At 64.6% G+C, this 18,113-nt stretch carries 14 protein-coding genes; 7 read left to right on the forward strand and 7 right to left on the reverse strand.

What is annotated here, in order from left to right; translation table 11 throughout:
* Positions 1 to 83: 83 nt before the first annotated feature.
* Positions 84 to 1,181 (reverse strand): hypothetical protein, encoded by a 1,098-nt coding sequence (locus HG800_RS09570; RefSeq protein ID WP_169976198.1) that lies wholly within the window; start codon positions 1,179 to 1,181, stop codon positions 84 to 86.
* A 283-nt stretch (positions 1,182 to 1,464) separates the two neighbouring features.
* Here HG800_RS09570 and HG800_RS09575 point away from each other — a divergent pair, with 283 nt between their 5' ends.
* The 6 genes from HG800_RS09575 (at position 1,465) to cnbZ (ending at position 7,365) form a co-directional block, all read left to right on the forward strand.
* A complete protein-coding gene (locus tag HG800_RS09575; protein ID WP_169976200.1) occupies positions 1,465 to 2,274 on the forward strand; it encodes a PEP-CTERM sorting domain-containing protein in 810 nt (269 codons plus the stop codon).
* A gap of 115 nt (positions 2,275 to 2,389) precedes the next feature.
* Complete coding sequence (locus tag HG800_RS09580; protein WP_169976202.1) at positions 2,390 to 3,502, forward strand: IS4 family transposase; 1,113 nt, start codon at positions 2,390 to 2,392, stop codon at positions 3,500 to 3,502.
* Between the two features lie 11 nt (positions 3,503 to 3,513).
* Complete coding sequence (locus HG800_RS09585) at positions 3,514 to 3,810, forward strand: hypothetical protein (protein WP_169976204.1); 297 nt, start codon at positions 3,514 to 3,516, stop codon at positions 3,808 to 3,810.
* Between the two features lie 180 nt (positions 3,811 to 3,990).
* On the forward strand, positions 3,991 to 5,010 hold the full coding sequence (hemB, locus tag HG800_RS09590; protein WP_169976206.1) for a porphobilinogen synthase: 1,020 nt from the start codon (positions 3,991 to 3,993) through the stop codon (positions 5,008 to 5,010).
* 63 nt (positions 5,011 to 5,073) lie between these two features.
* Entirely contained in the window at positions 5,074 to 6,489 is a 1,416-nt protein-coding gene (locus tag HG800_RS09595; protein ID WP_169976208.1) for a DUF1501 domain-containing protein, read from the forward strand.
* A gap of 120 nt (positions 6,490 to 6,609) precedes the next feature.
* Positions 6,610 to 7,365 carry a 2-amino-5-chloromuconate deaminase CnbZ gene (gene cnbZ / locus HG800_RS09600; RefSeq protein ID WP_169976210.1) on the forward strand — a complete coding sequence of 252 codons (756 nt, stop codon included), beginning with the start codon at positions 6,610 to 6,612 and terminating at the stop codon, positions 7,363 to 7,365.
* Between the two features lie 16 nt (positions 7,366 to 7,381).
* Here the strand turns inward: cnbZ and HG800_RS09605 are convergent, their stop codons facing one another.
* On the reverse strand, positions 7,382 to 7,837 hold the full coding sequence (locus tag HG800_RS09605; protein ID WP_169976212.1) for a nucleoside deaminase: 456 nt from the start codon (positions 7,835 to 7,837) through the stop codon (positions 7,382 to 7,384).
* A 409-nt stretch (positions 7,838 to 8,246) separates the two neighbouring features.
* Between HG800_RS09605 and HG800_RS09610 the strand changes: the two genes are divergently transcribed.
* Entirely contained in the window at positions 8,247 to 9,356 is a 1,110-nt protein-coding gene (locus HG800_RS09610; RefSeq protein WP_169976214.1) for a PcfJ domain-containing protein, read from the forward strand.
* A 36-nt stretch (positions 9,357 to 9,392) separates the two neighbouring features.
* Here HG800_RS09610 and HG800_RS09615 read toward each other — a convergent pair whose 3' ends face one another.
* From HG800_RS09615 to HG800_RS09635, 5 genes are all read right to left on the reverse strand, one after another.
* A complete protein-coding gene (locus HG800_RS09615; protein ID WP_169976216.1) occupies positions 9,393 to 10,307 on the reverse strand; it encodes an LssY C-terminal domain-containing protein in 915 nt (304 codons plus the stop codon).
* Positions 10,308 to 10,390: 83 nt separating this feature from the next.
* Positions 10,391 to 10,711 (reverse strand): cupin domain-containing protein, encoded by a 321-nt coding sequence (locus HG800_RS09620; protein WP_169976218.1) that lies wholly within the window; start codon positions 10,709 to 10,711, stop codon positions 10,391 to 10,393.
* Between the two features lie 89 nt (positions 10,712 to 10,800).
* Positions 10,801 to 11,889 (reverse strand): calcium/sodium antiporter, encoded by a 1,089-nt coding sequence (locus tag HG800_RS09625; RefSeq protein ID WP_169976220.1) that lies wholly within the window; start codon positions 11,887 to 11,889, stop codon positions 10,801 to 10,803.
* A 334-nt stretch (positions 11,890 to 12,223) separates the two neighbouring features.
* On the reverse strand, positions 12,224 to 13,528 hold the full coding sequence (locus HG800_RS09630; RefSeq protein ID WP_169976222.1) for a DUF1552 domain-containing protein: 1,305 nt from the start codon (positions 13,526 to 13,528) through the stop codon (positions 12,224 to 12,226).
* Positions 13,529 to 13,618: 90 nt separating this feature from the next.
* Positions 13,619 to 17,836: a DUF1592 domain-containing protein gene (locus tag HG800_RS09635; protein WP_169976224.1), complete on the reverse strand. Its 4,218-nt coding sequence runs from the start codon at positions 17,834 to 17,836 to the stop codon at positions 13,619 to 13,621.
* Positions 17,837 to 18,113 lie beyond the last annotated feature (277 nt).

Raw genomic sequence — 18,113 nt, forward strand, 5'->3', positions numbered from 1 at the left:
GGGATCGAACTTGGGCGCGGACGGAGAACGCTCCGGAAGCCAATGGGCAGGCGCCGCAGAGCGGATGGGGGCGTCGATCGGGCTCAGGACCGTCGAGCCTTTGCCGCGAGAGCGCGGCGAGCTCGGCGGTTGAGGGGGCTGGAACGTTCGGAAAGGACCGTTCGGAGGGAACCGGCCTCGGGGCGGGGCGTCGAGGGAGCGGTGGAGGCGGGTTCGTTTCGCGCGGGTGAGCTTGGGGCGATCGGGGGGCCAGAGGACGATGCGATTGGAGGAGATGGGGGAGACGCATCGACGGATCGCTCGGGATGGGACTGGCGGGAGGCGCGCTCGGGTCGGGGGCCGGGGGGAGTCTCACGAGAGGGCGAAGCACTGGTGTTGAGGGCCTGGAGACGGTGCAACTCCCTGGTCGCATTCAGGATGCGTCGGCGGGCGTCGGCGGCGTAGCGTTCGAGGAGGCGGATGGCGGGGGGATCATCGGCATCGAGGCCGAGCGCGGCGTCGGCCTGGGTACGCTCGTCTCGGGCGTTGAGGAAGGTGTCGAGCCGATCGCGCAGGGCGGCAGTTGATTGGGCGACGAGGGCGAGGCCGGGGGCCTCGGACTTGTCCTCGGGGTCGAGGTCCCAGGGGCCGGAGCCGTCTCGGGCGAAGGCAGGGACGCCGAGCAGGTCGAGGGCGAGGTTCCAGATTTCGAAGGTCCAGCCTTTGTGGCGGGCGAGGGAGTCGGCGACCTCGTCCCAGCGCTCCAGGAGCCAGAGGACGCCGTGCTTGCTTTGGAGCAATTGCGGTTGAATGCGATCCGGTTGATGGGCGAGCCGATGGGCGAGGCGGGCGATTTCGGAGGCGCGGTCGTCGTCCCAGGATTCGACGGCCCGCTGGGCTCGTTCGGAGCGCGCGGCGAGGATGCGGGCCTCGCAGAACTCGAGTCGGATGGACTCGGCGCAGAGGCGGTCAAAGTGCCAGAGCTGGGCGGGGCCTACGGGGCGGTAGTCGTTGCGCCACTGAGCGTTGCGTTCGTCGATGGCCGAGGCCAGATCCGCGGGCGGTCGGGTGCCGATGCGGGAAAGACCGTGGGTTCGGGCGTTCTGGCTCGACCGGGCCTTGCCTTCGGTCGTTCTGGGACCGGTCGACAGAAGGGCGTTGAGACGGTTGGCGATCGTTTGCTTCAGAGTGGCGGCGGCCATGAGCAGGGCTCCAGGATACGGATTCAACGGGGGAGTGCTTTGAGTGTGTTGCCGGGGAACGAGAACGCGGGTCGTTCGTCAATATCATCGCGAATGGAACGATGCTTAATTGTGGAAAATAGGAAAGAAGAGGCGATTTTCCAAATTGGGTGAAGGGCGAGGGTGGGGCGGGGAGGTGGCATGCGATCACGGGGGCGTGTTCAATCGGAGCGTTAGAAGGGGTGAGGGAGGTTGGTTCTCCCTGCGAGGTTTTCCCCCCACCTTTTCGAGGCGAACGGTCATCATGGTTTCCAGAGGCTTCGGTACGCTGCTTGGACTGGCGATGATGCTTGCGGTGGCGGCCCCGGTGCAATCGGCGGAAATTTTGTATGTGCAGAACTTTGAGAACCCCACCGGGTTTCGGAACGACGGCGCGGATGTGAATATTTTTCGGACTGTGAATCAGCTTTATGGCAATCAACCGCCCGGCTTTCAGTTCGCCCAGCGAAACACGGTTGAGACGCTGTTGATTACCGGAACCCAGGCGTTTGGAACGGGCTATTCGGACCCATCGGGGATTGGAGGGAACTACGCGTTGGGGATGTTGTCGAGTTATGAGAACGATTTGCTTGGCCTTTCGTTTGACACGGGAGGCCGACGGTACCTGAATTTCCAACTGACAGTGTCGAGTATTGACCTGAGTGCGTGGAGTGGTCCGTTTGTGGCGCCGGGGGCGGTGCCGGTTTTCCGGTTCACGCTGTACGACAACCCGACCGGGGTGAACGGGCTGTTTGGCAACGGAACGATTCTGGATCAGATTGACGCGTCGGGGACGGCCTCGGCGCGATCGGTGTTCGACTGGACGACGCTCTTGCTGCCACTGGATGCCTCGCAATCGACGAACGGCAAGGTGACGATTCAGATCGACCTACTGAATGGTGGTTATGCGGCGATGGATAACTTCCGGATCGTTGCCTCGGACATTCGGGGCGATCTGGGACAGATTCCGGAGCCGAGCAGCATGATCATCCTGGGATTGGGCCTGAGTGGGTTGGCAGGCGTTATGGTCCGGCAACGGGCGAGGCGATCGCGGGTCGAGGTTGATGGGGTTTGAGTGACGAATGGCACTTAGATTTACCCAAGCCGAGGCGTGCGGACGGGATAGAAAAACGCCGTCGTTCTGGCTCTGATGGGGCATGGGCACCCCTCTCTGACTCGGAGCCAGCACGATGCGAGCCCCCTCTCAAGGACGTCTCCGGCAGCAGGTCGACCTCCTCCGCCAGTGCTTCCTCCAGGGAGGAGGCCTCCCCTTTGCCGAGGTCCTCCCGGAGGGGGGCCTCTCCGCGGCGATGGCCGAGATCAAGGCCCCCTGGAACGACCGGATCTACACCCCGCTGGTGACCCTCTGGACCTTCCTCGGTCAGGTGCTCAACGCCGACCAGTCCTGCCGCGCGGCGGTCGCCCGCCTGATCGCTCATCGCGTCGCCGAGGGGCTGCCACCGTGCAGTTCCGAGACGGGCGCCTACTGCCAGGCGAGGAAACGATTGCCCGAGCGGTTCTTCGCCGCGGTCGCCCGACTCGTTGGGCGGAACCTCGACGCACAGGTCGATCCGCGGTGGCTTTGGAAGGGCCGCCGCGTCTGCCTCTTCGACGGCTCGACCGTCGCGATGCCCGACACCGAGGAGAATCGCCAGGAGTACCCGCTGGCCTACAACCAGACGCCCGGGACCAACTTTGCGATCGCCCGCATCGGGGCGATCATCTCGCTGTCGTGCGGGGCGATCCTCGAGCTGGGCGTCTGCCGCTACGCCGGCAAGGGCCAGGGCGAGGTCAGCCTGCTGCGGCGGATCTGGGACGTGTTGCGGCCCGGCGACGTCCTGCTGGGCGACCGCCTGATGTCGGGCTGGGTCGGCATGCACCTGCTCAAGCAGCGGGGCGTCGACACCGTCAGCCGCCTGTCGGCGCACCGCCGGGCCGACTTCCGCAGGGGGAAGCGGCTGGGCCGGGAGGACCACCTCGTCGTCTGGCGGAAGCCGACGTCGATCCGCTCGGTGGACCGGGAGACCTACAACGCGCTGCCCGAGGCGATCACCGTCCGCGAGGTCCGCGTCCGGGTGGAGCAGCCGGGGTTCCGGACCCGGTCGATCGTGGTGGTGACGACGATCCTGGACCCCGAGCGGGCGACCCGGGAGGAACTGGGGTCGCTCTACTTTGCCAGGTGGAACAATGAGCTCGATTTGAGGTCGTTGAAGCAGACGCTCCAGATGGACTTGCTGCGCTGCAAGACGCCGGAGCTGGTCCGCAAAAGGAGATCTGGGCCCACGTCCTTGCGTCCAACCTGATCCGTACGGTGATGGCGCAGGCCGCAGCCGGTGAGGGGGTGCCGCCGCGGACGATCAGCTTCAAGGCGACGCTGCAGGTGCTGGAGGCGTTCCGGCCGCTGATCGCCTACCGGGGCCACCGCGGCGCGTGCCACCGTGCGGAGTTGTACGGGCACCTGCTCGGGGCCATCGCCGTGCACCGGGTCGCGGACCGGCCGGGCCGGTTCGAGCCCCGAATGTCCAAGTTTAGGGTGAAGGGGTACGGCCGCCTGACGGAGCCACGGCGGGAGATCAAGCTTCGCATGCTCAAAGGAGTTGCGAAAATCTAAGTGCCATTCGTTTGAGTGACCTTGTGTGAGTGTTGAGAACCTCGGGGCGTTGGCAGGGAGGCCTCGCCTGGAGGTATCGTGGGTGGTCAGGGATCGGGCCGGACGGTGGATGAGGGGGAGGAGCGGGGGCTATGATGGGTCGAGACGGTTGAGGCGACCTCTTGCTCCTGAGACGATCCCATGCCCGGACCCCGATTGCCCGAGAACCCTGGCCAGTACCCAACCACGCGTCCGCGTCGCGTGAGACGAGCGGACTGGTCGCGGCGGTTGGTGGCGGAACATCACCTGAGTGTCGATGACCTGATCTGGCCGTTGTTCGTGTTCGACGGGCCGGGAGACCGGCAGGAGGTGCCGTCGATGCCGGGGGTGGAACGGTTGTCGATCCCCCGATTGGTTGAGGCCGCGGCGAAGGCGGCCGAGCTAACGATTCCGGCCATCGCGATTTTCCCCGCGACGGATCCGGCGTTGAAGACGCCGGACGCCGAAGAAGCGCTGAACCCCGAGAACCTCGTGTGCCGGGCCGTCCGCGCGGTCAAGGAACAGGTGTGCGGGGTAGGGATCATCTGCGACGTGGCGCTCGACCCGTACTCCAGCCACGGGCAGGACGGTTTGGTGCGCGACGGTTATGTGGTTAATGATGAGACAGTCGAGGTGCTGTGCCGCCAGGCGGTGGTCCAGGCCGAGGCGGGTTGCGACGTGATCGCGCCGAGCGACATGATGGACGGTCGGGTGGGGGCGATCCGGCGGGCGCTCGATGAATCGGGGTTCGAGTATGTGCAGATTTTGGCCTATGCGGCCAAGTATGCCTCCAGCTTTTATGGTCCGTTTCGCGACGCGGTCGGTTCGGCGGGGAATCTGGGATCGGGGGACAAGAAGACCTATCAAATGGACCCGGCCAACAGCGATGAAGCATTGCGCGAGGTGGCGCTCGATATTGCCGAGGGGGCCGATCTGGTGATGGTCAAGCCTGGCATGCCGTATCTTGACATTGTCCACCGGGTGAAGGAGACGTTCGGTTTGCCGACGTACGCCTATCAGGTGAGTGGGGAGTATGCCATGATTCGAGCCGCGGGGGATCGGGGCTGGCTTGACGGCGACAAGGCGATGATGGAAAGCTTGCTGGCGTTTAAACGTGCGGGAGCGGATGGTGTGCTGACGTATTATGCACGAGAGGCGGCGGAGCGGTTGCGATCGGGCTGACGCGGGAGAGGAACCGATGGGGGCGGTTGTGCGAGGCGTTGCGCTTTTGTAAGGTGCGTGGGTATGTTTCGCATCCTCGGCAACACACATCGGGCCTGTGATGGACCCAGGCGCCGCGAGGTGCTTCGGATCGGGGGTCTTGCTGCCCTGGGGTTGGGTTTGCCTCAGCTTCTGGGTCGGGGAGCGTGTGCGGCGTCGGCGCAGGAGGGTTTTGGTCGGGCGAAGTCGTGCGTGTTAATTTATCTGTTCGGTGGCCCGAGTCAGATCGACCTGTTTGATCTCAAGCCCGAGGCTCCTGAGCAGTTTCGGGGTGAGTTTCGGCCGATTGCCACGGCGACGCCAGGAATGGACCTGTGCGAGCATCTTCCTCGGCTGGCAAGGCGGTCGGAGGACTTCTGTCTGATCCGGTCGATGAGGCATGAGCACCCCCGACATGGCTGGGGGTTGTATTACATGCTGACGGGGAAGAAGCACTCGCGTCCTGATCTGGATGCGCCTCCGACACCGGACGATTTTCCGGGGCCCGGGGCATTGATCAGCCATCTCTTACCCCGGAGTGACGGCGCACCGGCCGCGGTGACGCTGCCGCGATGGAACCGATTCAACGACCTGCCCGATGCCTATGCGGGCGAGCGAGGCGGGTTTCTGGGGTCGGCGTTTGATCCGTGGCTGGTCCGGTCGTCCTCGCCCGAGGGAATCGACTTCGAACCCGACGTGATGACGTTGCCGCCCGACGTTGGCCCCGGTCGGATTGAGGGGCGTCGTCGGTTGCTGAAACGGCTGGATGCGAGGCTTGATCAACTGGCTGCGCAGGGGGAGGTTCGGGATCAGCTTGTGCAGCGTGCCTTCGCCCTGATCGGCTCGACGGGGGTGCGGCGGGCGTTTCGGCTCGACGAAGAATCCGAGGCGATTCGAGCGCGTTATGGACGCCATCCTTTTGGTCAAGGGTTGTTGCTCGCTCGGCGGCTGGTCGAGGCGGGGACAAGACTTGTGCAGGTCAACTGGCATGATGACGGGAGTGATGTGAAGTCGCCGTTCTGGGATACGCATCAGGATAACTTCGGATCGCTCCGCGAGCGGTTGGTGCCGCCGCTGGACCAGGGACTCTCGTCGTTCCTTGAGGACCTCTCGGCGCGGGGGTTACTGGACGAGACCTTGGTGGTGGTGATGGGGGAATTTGGCCGGACGCCGCGGGTGGGTCAGGTGGTGATGAACACGGCGACCGACGGCAACGGCCGCGACCACTGGCCGCACGCATACACCGTACTGGTTGCTGGTGGGGGCGTTCGAGGGGGTTCGGTGTTCGGGGCAACCGACGCCCGAGCGGCTGAGGTGGTCGATGCGCCGGTGTCGCCTCCGGACCTGCAGGCGACGGTTCTGCACCTGCTGGGGATCGATCCGGCGACACTCATCACCGATCGGCTCGGCCGAGCGCATCGGGTGAGTGAGGGGTCTCCAGTGTTCGGAATTCTCCGTTGAGCTTCCTCAGGCCTGGGTGTCGGCTGACGGGGAGCGAAGATCGGGGTAGACTTGGCGAGCGTGAAGAACCGAGCGCGGTCTTCCACTGACCCGTGTCGCACTCGCCTGGGACCGTTTTCGATGTCATTGCTCCACCATCCGACCGGCGGTTATCACACGCTGCCGGGGATCGAACCGTACTCGTGCGGCGTGGTCTCGGCCGAAGGGTTCGAGATTGTGCATGCGACGTTTGAGCGTCCTGTGCCCGAGGCGCAGGGCTTTGCGAGGATTCGAGCGCATCTGGAGGGTGAAGGGAGGCCACTGACAGCCTTGTGTGGGGTCGAGCTGCGCTCTCCCAGGCCGTTCAGTTTTGAGGGGTTTGCCGCATTCAATAGAGCGTATGCGGAGACTTTGAAAGGCTGGGGCGTGTTCCTGGGAGAGGTGAATCCGGTGGCGAGAACGAACGTGGCCCCGGAGGTCGATGCGCCCGAGATACCTTCGTTCTACGGATTCTCGTATACCAGACCATGCGACCGGTCGCTACCGCCGACGTTCGTGGTAGCCGGGGCGGGAGAACTGCCCGAGGGGGTGCTGGAGGAAGTGGCAATCGTTCGTCGAGGCGAAACCGATGCCGATGCGATTGCCGAGAAGGCGCGGTTCGTGATGAACCTGATGGAGGGACGGCTTCGAGGGCTGGGGGTGGGTTGGAATCGCGTGACCGCCGTGGATGTGTACACGATTCATTCGGTGGTTGCGCTCTTGTCTGAAGTGATTTTGAATACAATGGGATCGGCATCCATTCACGGAATTCGATGGTTCTTCAGCCGGCCGCCGATCGTGGGGATCGAGTACGAGATGGACGTGCGGGGGGTTCGAACCGAGATCCGGCTGGACTGAGCGGACGGGAGACAGCTTACTCGCCGATGTCTTCGTTCCAGAGTTCGGGCCGGGCCTGGATGAAGTCCGACATCAGGCGGACGCACTCAGGGTCGTCACGCACGTCGAGGACGATCCCCTGGGCGCGGAGGTGGTCTTCCGGGCCACGGAAGGTCCTGTTCTCGCCGATGACGATGCGGGGGATCTTGTACAGCAAGGCGGTTCCCGAGCACATCGGGCACGGGCTGAGGGTGGTGTAGAGCACGGCCCGGCGGTAGTCGCTCGCCTTGAGCCGACCGGCACGCTCGATGGCGTCCATTTCGGCGTGGAGGATGGCGCTGTTCTGTTGCACGCGGCGGTTATGGCCCCGACCGACGATGCGATCGTCGAGGACCAGGACCGAACCGATGGGGATGCCCCCTTCGTCGAGACTGAGCCGGGCCTCGTCGATCGCGGCTTGCAGGAACGGATCGCGGGATGAGGGGGCAGTCATGATGAGTCCTGGGCCGGAGATGGTTGGGATTTCTGCCACGAGGGCGAACGAGCGCGGCGAACCTGAGAGGGGGCCGGGGTGTCTCTGGACATCGAGACACGATGATCGGTCCCCGAAACGGAGGTCACGATGAGGAACATCCAAATGATGTCGATCTGGGCATCGTACCACATTGCTGCGTCCGCCACCTGAATCTGCCGCGCACGCTCTGGGCAATCGTTCCGGCCGTGACGTGACGTGACGAGGTGGTGTCGTCCCCCGTCCGTCCGTCCCGAAGGTCCCCAACGGTTTTCCTGAGCGAAGCATTATGCCTGCATCATTCTCGCGTCGAGAGTTTGTCAAATCGCAAATTGACAAGGCGATTCGGTTTGCGCGTTCTGAAGCGGAAGGCGTGAAGGAGCGAAGGGCGTTGACGCGCTTGCTCTGGAATGTTCAGAGCCGATCGGATCTGCTGCGCCCGGCGCGGTTTGCCGGGCGGGCCGAAGAGGAGTCATTGCGAAGGCTTGTGGGCGGGTTGCTGGCCCTGGTCGGGTATCGAAGGTCGTGGCTCAGGCCGGTGGAGCAGTGGGAACCGAGGGAGGGCGGGACCCATTCCGTCTTCTCGTCGCTGGCCCACCACCTGCTTGCGAACTATCCGGTGCCGCCGGTCATGCATTCGGCCTGGTTTGCGGGGTCGGGATGGTGGGCCTATCGGCAGCGACACTGGTTTCGTCATGTGGGAATGGGGGGTAGTCTGCGGACCGCAGGGTTCCCGATCCGACTGACGAAGCGCATGGCTTATGAATTTTCTCTTGCTCCGGCACACTTTGACATCGGGTTTGCGCTGCGATGGGCTCAGGTCCGGGGACTGGGAGGCTCGGACACGATTGCCCGGGTGGTTGCGTCGACCCGGCTGGGTCGAGAGTTTTTCGGCGAAGCGTTCTGGACGTCGGTGATCCACCTATTTCTCAGGACGCGAGGTCTTGATCCGGCACACGTTGATTTGATTGTCGAGTACTTGAACCATCAGAAGTTTGTGCAACGCACGATCATCGTCGGCGAGGACACGGAAATCTCGATCGATCCGCCCCGGCCGGATCTGTCGATCAAGGGGTGCACGGTTACCTCGTTGTTGCGAAGGGCGGAGGAGTGGAAGGCGGAGCAACGCCCGGAGGCTCCTGAGCGGAAACGGTTCGAATGGAACCGTTCGGAGATTCGGGAGTACCAGCGAGCCGAAGATGAGACGCGGGCCTGGACGATCCGGGAGTTGCTCGACAGCGACGATCTGGCGGCCGAAGGAAAAGCGATGAAGCATTGTGTGGCCACCTATACCGAGTTTTGCGTGCGAAGGCGCTCGACGATCTGGTCGCTGGGGCTGGAGGGTCCCGAGGGACGGCGCAGACTGGCGACCATCGAGGTCGATCCGAAGACCAGGACGGTGGTTCAGGCCAGCATGAAATGCAACGAGGAACCCGATGAGCCCTGCCTCTCCCTGGTGAAGGAGTGGGCCAGTCGAGAGGGTCTGACTGTCGAGTGTTGAGCCGTGACGGACGCACCGAGGGTCGGCAACAGAAGATCAGCGAGAATCCTGATCCTGAGGGTCGGGGAGCGATTGCAGGAGGGGACGGATGGCTGACCAGAGCTGATCCTTGATGCGAATGGCGACGGGGTTCTTCAGAGCGCTGGGTGATCGGTCGGGAACCGAGCTGCTGGCGAGGACGCCGATCGTCAATTCCCCGTCGGTAAAGTAACGATCGCCGCCGCCGTTGCGGCCAGAAAGGGTGGGTCCGACGCCGGTGACCTGGAATTCCTCGGTGAGCCAGCCGTGGGATTGCAGGTCGGCGATGAGGCCGTTGCGCTCGGCGTCGATGTCGGGGCCGATGTGGTGGGTGATTTGCCCGGTCCGTCGGCTGAACCCGACACTGCGATCGTAGGTGACGGCTCCGATCCAGAGGGGAATGCCGTCACGGCCGTAGTCTGACGACTCCCAGAATCGGACGTGGTGCCGGTGTCGGGCGCTCGTTCCCACCGGTTTTTCAAAGGCAAGGTCCTGCTTGCGCCCGAAGAGGTACAGGTTGCTGACGGGGGCATCGGCATCGGGCCGATTTCTCAAGACGCTCCGAGCGATGGCGAGGCTGGATCGGAGGGTGATCGGATCGGCGGCATCCCATCCGGAGTTCAACATGGATTGGATCAGTTCTTCCTTGGAGCCGATGAGGCCGACGTTGAGCGGATCGCCGGGGATGCCCTGGGCGGTTCGGGTGATTTTGGGGGCACGCTCCATAATCGGGTGATGTTCATAATGACGCCAGAGCACCGGAAGAATCAGATATGCGAGGATCAGCCAGGTGAGGATGACGGCGATGGCAAGGCCCATTGCCCGGATCAGGATGCGCTGCCATCGGGGTCGGCGCGGGGGGGAGAGAGGAGCGGTGTGTCGTTTCGGTTCCGGGAGCGGAGGCGTGACCTTGCCTGGCAGATCGTCGGACATGGGATTGGCTCGACGAGAGAGTGCTGGGGAGCGTTACCGGGATTGGGAATCCGCGGGCGGGAGGAACCCGATGCTGGCGGCGATCATCCTTTGAGCAGAAGCAGGAGCATGACCGTTAAGGTTTTTGCCTGGATCGCGTGGGAGAGGCCGGCGGGCATGTGGGCGAAGGTGCCGGGCCGGGCGTCGAGCATCTCCTGACCCAGGGTCAATTTCGCCTCTCCCGAGATGAATTGAAGGATGGCGGGTGTCGAGGCGGTGTGCTCGGAAAGCTCCTGACCCGCGGCGAAGGTAAAGAGCACGGCCTTGACGCGGTCATCCTGATGGATGGTGTGACTCAGGATGCCGTCTTCAAGCGGAATGGATTCCTGATTCAGGTCGGCGACGTAGGTGTAGGCGGTGCTCATCGGGATGATCCTTTCACGGGGTCGGGCGGCTCGCGATGCAACCGGATGCGTCAGGAGGGCGTTCGTGACGCTTGGGGAGGTCTCGGTTCCTAGACCTCGGCGGCGCGGGCTCGCCACTCTCGAACGGCGACGACCGCCAGCGTGATGACCGTCAGGGGAATGACGAAGGCGACCATCAACACCCGGAATGGTGAGAGCCAACCGGTTTCCAGGGCGGCGAAGATGAGGTGGATTGTATAGGCGACGTAGTAGCCGAGGAACAGGGCTCCTTCCCACCGAGCGATCCGGTGGCCGCTGGCGAAAATGGGCAGGCAGGCGACCGAGACGGCGACCATCACCGGCAGATCGAACCAGAGCGCAGCGGAAGGGACGGACACTCCCTGGGGTGCAATGGCCGCCGAGAGTCCCAGGACACAAAGGATATTGAACAGGCAGCTCCCGATGACGTTCCCCACGGCGATGTCTCGCTCGCCTCGAAGGCTGGCGATCACGGAGGTTGCGACCTCAGGCAAGGAGGTGCCGGCGGCGACGATGGTGAGTCCGATGACCAGCTCGCTGACGCCCAGGAGCCGAGCAAAGGTGACGGCGGACTCGACCAGCCACCTCGACCCGAGGACCAGGAGAGCCAAGCCGACGACCATCAGCAGCACCTGGAACACGAGCTGACCCACTCTCGCGCGGGCCGAACCGGCCCCGTATTCCTTGGCGAACTCCTGCTCGACCTCAAGGCCTTCCTTGCGGCTTTGGCGGACGAGCCAGGCGGTGTAGACGAGGATCAGGGCAAAGAGTCCGAGACCGTCGACGCGGCCGATGCGCTCGTCGAGACCAAGGCCCAGAAGGAGGAAGGACGCCCCGATCAGCAGCGGCACATCAAGCCGGATCAGTTGCCCAGCGACGACCAGGGGGGTGATCAGGGCGGAGAGACCGAGGATGAACAGGATATTAAAGATATTGCTCCCCACGACGTTGCCGAAGGCAAGGTTGGCCTGACCAGAAAGGCTTGCCTGCAACGAAACGGCCAGCTCGGGGGCGCTGGTGCCAAAGGCGACGACCGTGAGGCCGATGACGAGCGGTGAGATCCGCAAGGCCGCCGCCAGGGTCGAGGCCCCCCGAACGAACACTTCAGCCCCGACAACGAGCGCGACCAGGCCGGCAATAAACCAGAGGGCAGTAAGCATAGAGAACGTCCTACGGGACGAAACACGGTTCGTTGGATCGAGAAACGCGATCCATCCTGATGATCACCGGCAATCTTGTCCATGAGCGACTCACTTGCTCCGAGACGATTGCAGGATTCGTGAAGACGGGACCTGCTCGACGCCCGACGAGAGCGCGAGGAACGCCGGGGACGATGGGGAGATCGTGGGGAGCCGGCTTGAGAACCGGAGGGTGTCCGGTGGTGCTGGCCTGTCGGTCGCGAACGCGGAGCATGTGAGAACGCTCCCCCGCGAGTGACTGGGGGAGCGTGTTGATGGAGGAATCAGGCGTGGAGCGAACGGGCGGGATGGAGGGTTAGACCTCGGCCAGCGGTTCGTCGGAATCGCCGAAGGTGTCGAGGTGAATGCCGGCCTTGTCGAGAAGGCTGAGGAAGAGGCTGCACATCTTGCGGTTCGGGGAGTCGAGGTAGTCGAGGACCCGGCCCCCTTTGAGCCGACCACCCGCGCCGCCGAGGGTGATGACGGGGAGCTGGTTTGCCTCGTGGTTGCCGGTGAGCATGCTGGAACAGAAGACGAGCATTGCATTGTCGAGCGCGGTCCGTTCGCCTTCCTGAATGGCGTCGAGCCGTCGGGCGATGTAAGCGACCTGATCGACGAAGAAGCGGTTGACCTTCAGCCAGTCGTCGCTGTCGGTGTGCGAGAGGAGGTGGTGGATCATGTAATCGACACCGAGGTTCGGGAACCGGAGCGAGCTGTGGTCGTTGTTGAGCTTCAAGGTGCAGACGCGGGTGGTGTCGGTCTGGAAGGCAAGGACGAGGATGTCGGCCATGAGGCGCATGTGTTCGCCGATGTCCTGAGGGATTCCGTCGGGGGGTCGGGGGATGTCGGGGGCATCGAGCGAGGGGCGCCAGCCTTGCAGCTCGCCGCGACGGCCGGCGTGTTCGATTCGGGTTTCGACCTCGCGGACCGAGTCGAGGTATTCGTCGAGCTTCTGGCGATCGGAGAGGCTGATCGAGCGACGGAGGTCGCCCGCGTCGGCCAGGACCGAGTCGAGCACGCTTGTGTCGCCGGCGCGGGGCTCATCCTTGAACAGGCGGTCGAAGGCGAGGGCGGGGTAGAGTTCCAGGGGGGTCGGGGTGGTGGGTGAGCTCCACGAAATGTGAGAGCTGTAGAGCATCGAATAGTTCTTGTGTACCGATGGGTTTGACTTCTCGCAACCGAGAACCAGGCTGGGGACCTTCGTGCGATTGCCGACGTGCCGGGCGAGGACCTGATCGACGCTGGTGCCCGATCGGATCTCGCCGCCGGAGGCCAGCGGAGCGCCCGAAAGGAGGTTACCGGTCTGGGAGCTGTGGATGTTTCCTTTCAGGGCCTCGGCATTGTAGAGCCCTCGGAGAAAGAGAAGGGACTCGCGAAAGTCAGTCAGCGGTTGGAGGACGGCGCCCAGCTCCATGTCGCGGCCCTGTCCCCTGGCCCACCACTCCTTGCTGTGGAAGCCGTTGCCGGAGAAGAGGACCGCCAGACGGACGGGAGGTCCCTCGGAGGAGACGGCCTCGGGGACGTCGTCGGCCCAGGTGGGGACCGACTCCAGCCAGGGCAAGGCCATACTGACGCCGACGCCTCGGAGGAAGGTCCGTCGGGAGTGCAGAAGCGGGCTCATCGGTCGACTCCTCGGGCGAAGGATTGGGGAAGGCGATCAGCGCGGCGAGAGGGGATCAGTACACCAGGTCACGTTGACGGAAATGATCATTTATTGAGATTCAGCAGAGGAACGGCCCCGGCCGCGGATCTCGCGGAACTGGGGGCTGCGCACGATGGTTTCGATGGCGGCCGATACGCGTTCATCATGCGCCTTGAGTTGGCGCTGCATTTCGTCGAGCAGGGGTTCGTCGGAGAGCAAGACGCCTCGGCCGAGGGCATAGCCGAGCAGCTTCCGGCAGAACTGGCGGACGAAGTCGTCGCGTCGGGCGGTCAGGAGGTACTGGCGCAGGCCGTCGAGGCCGTCGATTTCGGTCTGATCGGGCAGGACGGTCCGGGTGTCGACGGGACGATCGGCCAGGTCGAACGCTCGGGATCGGCCGATGGCGTCGAAGCCTTCGAGGGCGAAGCCGAAGGGGTCGATGCGGGCGTGGCAGCCGGAGCATCGGGGGTCCTGGGTGTGGCGCTCGACAAGTTCTCGGACGGTCAGGCCGTCGGTGTCGGTCTCGTCGTCGGGCAGGTCGGGAACGTCGCTCGGGGGATTCGGGAGGGGTTCGCCGAGCAGGACCTCGGAGATCCAGATGCCCCGGAGGATGGGGCTGGTCCGCGAGGCTCCCGACTGCTTCGCGAGGGTTGCGCCGAGGCCGAGGATGCCTCCTCGGTCGAAGCGTCGGATGCCGTCGACCCGTTGCCAATCGGGGTCGTTGATGCCGTCGATGCCGTAGTGACGGGCAAGCTCATTGTTCAAGAAGGTGTAATCGGCGTCGAGGAGGGCCGAGACAGGGCGATCGTTGCGGAACAGGTCGGTGAAGAAACGAATCGTTTCCTCGTACATTGCCGGTCGAAGCGCGGCGAAGGTGGGGAAATGCCGCTCGCTTTTCTCATCAAGCGAAGGGAAGTCGTAGACCTGGAGCCATTGGCAGGCGAACTCCTCGGCCAGGCGGCGGACCCGGTCGTCGTCGAGCATGCGGCGGGCCTCGGCGGCGAGAACGTCGGGGTCGGTCAGGTCGCCTGAGGCGGCCTGGGAGCGAAGCGGCTCGTCGGGAACGGAGGCCCAGAGGAAATAGCTCAATCGACTCGCCAGCTCCCAGTTGGAGAGGGGAGCGGTTCCCTCGACCGGCGGTGCCTGCTCGACCCGGTAGAGGAAACTCGGAGCAATGAAGATGCGAGCGAGCGTGAGGCGGAAGGCGTCGTTATGCGCGAGCGATTCCTGGCGAAGGGATTGGTAAAGGTGGTTCAACACCTCGCGATCGGTGTCGGAAAGCGGCCGACGGTAGGCCCGTGCGGCGAGCTCGAACAGGGCGTCAACCTGCCGAGGCTCGGCCTGGATCAAGGCGGTGCGGAAGGCCTCGGCCTCGGCTTCGATGGGCTGGCGGAGCGGTTCAAAAAGGGAGGGGTCGCCGTCTTGCGAGGCGTATTCGAGAAGTTGCTGAAAGGCGTCAACGGTGGTTAATGCGTCGTGGCTGATGAAGCGAAGCTCGTTCCAGAGTCGGTCCAGCTCGGCGGCCTGCGCGTCGTTGAGCATGAGGCGACGGAGATGGTCGTCCTCTCGGTAGTGAAGCATCAGGGTGATGACCTCATCGACCGGGACGATCTGAGAATAGCAGAGCGCCGGGGGGAAAAGGCTGCGGAAAGCGTCGAGCTCACGCGCGAGGCGAGCCTGGGCCTGGCTGCCTTCGGCGATGACGATGGGCCGATCGGGCTTCGGTACGGGAGGGAGATCAAGGGCTCCGACCGTGGCGACGAACTGGACGCTTGCCTCCGCGCCGGACGAGGGGAGGAGACGACCTTCGGTGACGAACTGGGAGCCGGCGACCAGCTCGGCGGGAAGTCGGATCGTGATGAGCGACGGTGCCCGGACGCCAAGACTCTGCGGGTCGATCGGCTGGCCCTCGGGGTCATGGCCGAAGCGATCGGGGTCGAGCCCAAACTGGGGGGTGTCGGCATCGGCGGCGGGGAGTGCGGCCGGGGCTCGTTCTCCAAAGCCGATTCGAGAAAGGAGTGGTCCGCGGAGCGAGGAGAGTTGTCGGAACAGGAGGGCGTCGGGGGCACCGGGGGAGTCGGGTGGACCCTGGTCGAGCATGGTCTGGATCTGATGGGCGAGCTGGCGGGCCGATTCGAGGTCGGGAGCGTCTTGCCACTGGGCGAGCAGCGAACCGGCGGGGATGGTCGCATCGGTTGAGGCGTCGGAGTCGGGCTCGGTGAAGAAGTGCCAGACTGCGTCGTGGCCGAGGCGGTCGGCGTGGGGGTTGCCGGCGTCGATGTCGGGCGAAACGTCGGCGGCAAGATCCCAGGTCGAGCGGTCGGAGCTGATGGTCAGATCGACGGCCGTGAGGTCGCAGGAATGGTTGCCGTCCCTCGCACCGATGCTCAGGACCACGAGATCGCCGGGCTGAACCGGAAGCTTCTCGAACGGGCCAATGGTAACCGGAGCGGTTCCCTGAGCGGTGCCGGAGGCGAGTCGTCGGCGCGTGCCGGGCCGTCGGAGTTCCAGACGCCAGGTCACGCCGTTGCCGCATTCGGGGTGAGCATGCTGGACGGTTGACGAAAGGGTGATCGAGCCGTGGATCGGGCTGCGCCATCCGGCCGCGACGCGGAGGTCGGGGGTTGGGTGAACCGCGATCCCGTGAGGACGGAGATTCCCAGGAATTCGGACATGTTGATCGGAGGAATTGGCGACGGTGTTGGGGAGCTCGGGGTTTCCCCAGCCTCGGACGAAGTCGTAGCCACCGCCGTTGCGGATTGGGGTGGCGAGGAGGGATGAGGCGGGAATTTCCGGTGGGCCGACCCCGATTCCGAGGAAGTTGAACCAGGCGTCGAGGACGTGTCGGGGAATGCCTCGGTCGGCGGCCAGGGTGTCGAGGTCGGGGAGATCGGCTGCTTGAGTCGACGCGAAGGCGGCGTCGAGGCAGGCGAAGGCATGCGCAAGGGCCTCATCTCGACCGGACTGAAGCCGATGAGCGACGGCGCGGAGATCGCGGAGCGGCAGATCGGGGCGGCCAGGGGTGACGATCCGAGGACGTTCCCAGACGGCGAGGTCGTCGGTGGAGCCGTCACCGGCGTCGGTGAGGGCGAGCGTCACGAGGATCTCGTCGACGTCGATGGCGGAAGTGTCAGGGAAGTCGAGGCGAATCTCGTGGCGATCGACCAGGGGAGAGACCGGTTCCATCCAGGCGGTTGGGCCGCCGACCTTACCGAGATGACCGACGCTGTTGAACCTCCAGAGGGTGGTTTGCCAGGGCGCGACCATGCCGGTCAGGCGCTCGGCATCGCCAGGAACGGCGGATCGCCAGGCACTCCGAAGCGGGTCGAACACGGCGGAGGGAGTCTCTGGTTTGTCTTCGAGACTGTCGAAGAGCAGGCGAAGATAGCGAGGACTGAGGTTGTAATCGGACGCCACGGCCTCGATCGAGCGGTCGCCGTTGCGGAGGCGATCGCGGTGGTCGAGCAGAGCGGCGAAGTAGCGTTCCAGCGGCAGGCGTCCCCCTTCGTTCGTGGCGAAGACGATTCCCTGAAGGTTGACGGGAGTGCCGCCGCTGTCGGCGGTGAACCGGGCGTAGAAGTCCTTGATTCGGGCGACCGCCTCGTCGGTCCAGTCGCGTCGCGAGGTGCCGGAGGAGAAGCGGAAGCCATCGGGAAGCAAGACGGCGTGGTCGGCGATCTGCTTGGCGGCCTCCAGGTACTTTTCCAGGAGGGACGGAGACATGACCAGCGCGGCTCCGGCATTGGTGAAGCCTTCGCCGGCGGCGCTGTCGGTGGGGAATTCGCGGGCTGGATCAAGGGTGTCGAGGCCGGTCAGGTCGCGGATGGTGTGGGTGTACTGGGCGTTCGAGAGGCGACGGAGGAGGACCGGGCCGGGGTCTCCGGCATTGGCCTGGGCCTCGGCCCGGAGCAACTGGTCGATCCAGCTTCGGAGCTGGTCGCGATCGCCCGAGGGGATCGGGTCGGCTCCCGGTGGGGGCATCTCGCCGAGGTCGAGCACACGGGCGACCTTCTGCCAGTTCGGCGAGGCGGCGCGGAGGTCGTCAATCCCGTCAAACCGTTCGAGGTCGATGCCGGCCTCGGCAATGGCCGAGTCGTGACAGTCGAGGCAGTAGGTCTGAAGGAGAGGACGGGCGACCCGTTCGAAGTCTGCGGCGAGGGTCTCGAAGGAAGGTGTGTCGTCATCGGGCTGAGCGTCGGCCTGGAGCCGATCGACATCAAGCCCGGCGATCAGGAGGGCCGTGCCCAGGGTTGCCCATCCGATCCAGAAGACCTTCGGTGCAGGCACAGCGTCTCCTCCCGTTCAACTGAAGCCTTGGCGATCACGGCTCGATGACCCCGTGCGGTTTGCTCGTTTTGGGGGCGGGTCTGTTTGACAATCGCTTGAGACTCGGTGAACCTTGCATCGTAACGGGACGGGTGCTGAGGGTCCAGGCGCGTCTTGATGCGTGTTCGGTTGGGCCCGGCGCGAGTGATTGAGAACGTGTGAATTGAGTCTCGGCGGTTGTGCGGACGATTGGGATGGCGATACCGTCTTGCCTGAGGCGCATCGCGCTCGATCGAAC

Origin of the sequence: Tautonia rosea (assembly GCF_012958305.1) — a bacterium.
In the GTDB taxonomy this organism is placed as follows: Bacteria; Planctomycetota; Planctomycetia; order Isosphaerales; family Isosphaeraceae; genus Tautonia; species Tautonia rosea.

Bases quoted from the DNA above. Each gene is read 5' to 3' on its own strand.
- HG800_RS09620 (WP_169976218.1), bottom strand. From the start codon at position 10,711: ATGAGCACCGCCTACACCTACGTCGCCGACCTGAATCAGGAATCCATT.
- HG800_RS09580 (WP_169976202.1), top strand. From the start codon at position 2,390: ATGCGAGCCCCCTCTCAAGGACGTCTCCGGCAGCAGGTCGACCTCCTC.
- HG800_RS09575 (WP_169976200.1), top strand. From the start codon at position 1,465: ATGGTTTCCAGAGGCTTCGGTACGCTGCTTGGACTGGCGATGATGCTT.
- HG800_RS09630 (WP_169976222.1), bottom strand. From the start codon at position 13,528: ATGAGCCCGCTTCTGCACTCCCGACGGACCTTCCTCCGAGGCGTCGGC.
- HG800_RS09595 (WP_169976208.1), top strand. From the start codon at position 5,074: ATGTTTCGCATCCTCGGCAACACACATCGGGCCTGTGATGGACCCAGG.
- cnbZ (WP_169976210.1), top strand. From the start codon at position 6,610: ATGTCATTGCTCCACCATCCGACCGGCGGTTATCACACGCTGCCGGGG.
- HG800_RS09605 (WP_169976212.1), bottom strand. From the start codon at position 7,837: ATGACTGCCCCCTCATCCCGCGATCCGTTCCTGCAAGCCGCGATCGAC.
- HG800_RS09625 (WP_169976220.1), bottom strand. From the start codon at position 11,889: ATGCTTACTGCCCTCTGGTTTATTGCCGGCCTGGTCGCGCTCGTTGTC.
- HG800_RS09570 (WP_169976198.1), bottom strand. From the start codon at position 1,181: ATGGCCGCCGCCACTCTGAAGCAAACGATCGCCAACCGTCTCAACGCC.
- HG800_RS09585 (WP_169976204.1), top strand. From the start codon at position 3,514: ATGGCGCAGGCCGCAGCCGGTGAGGGGGTGCCGCCGCGGACGATCAGC.
- HG800_RS09615 (WP_169976216.1), bottom strand. From the start codon at position 10,307: ATGTCCGACGATCTGCCAGGCAAGGTCACGCCTCCGCTCCCGGAACCG.
- hemB (WP_169976206.1), top strand. From the start codon at position 3,991: ATGCCCGGACCCCGATTGCCCGAGAACCCTGGCCAGTACCCAACCACG.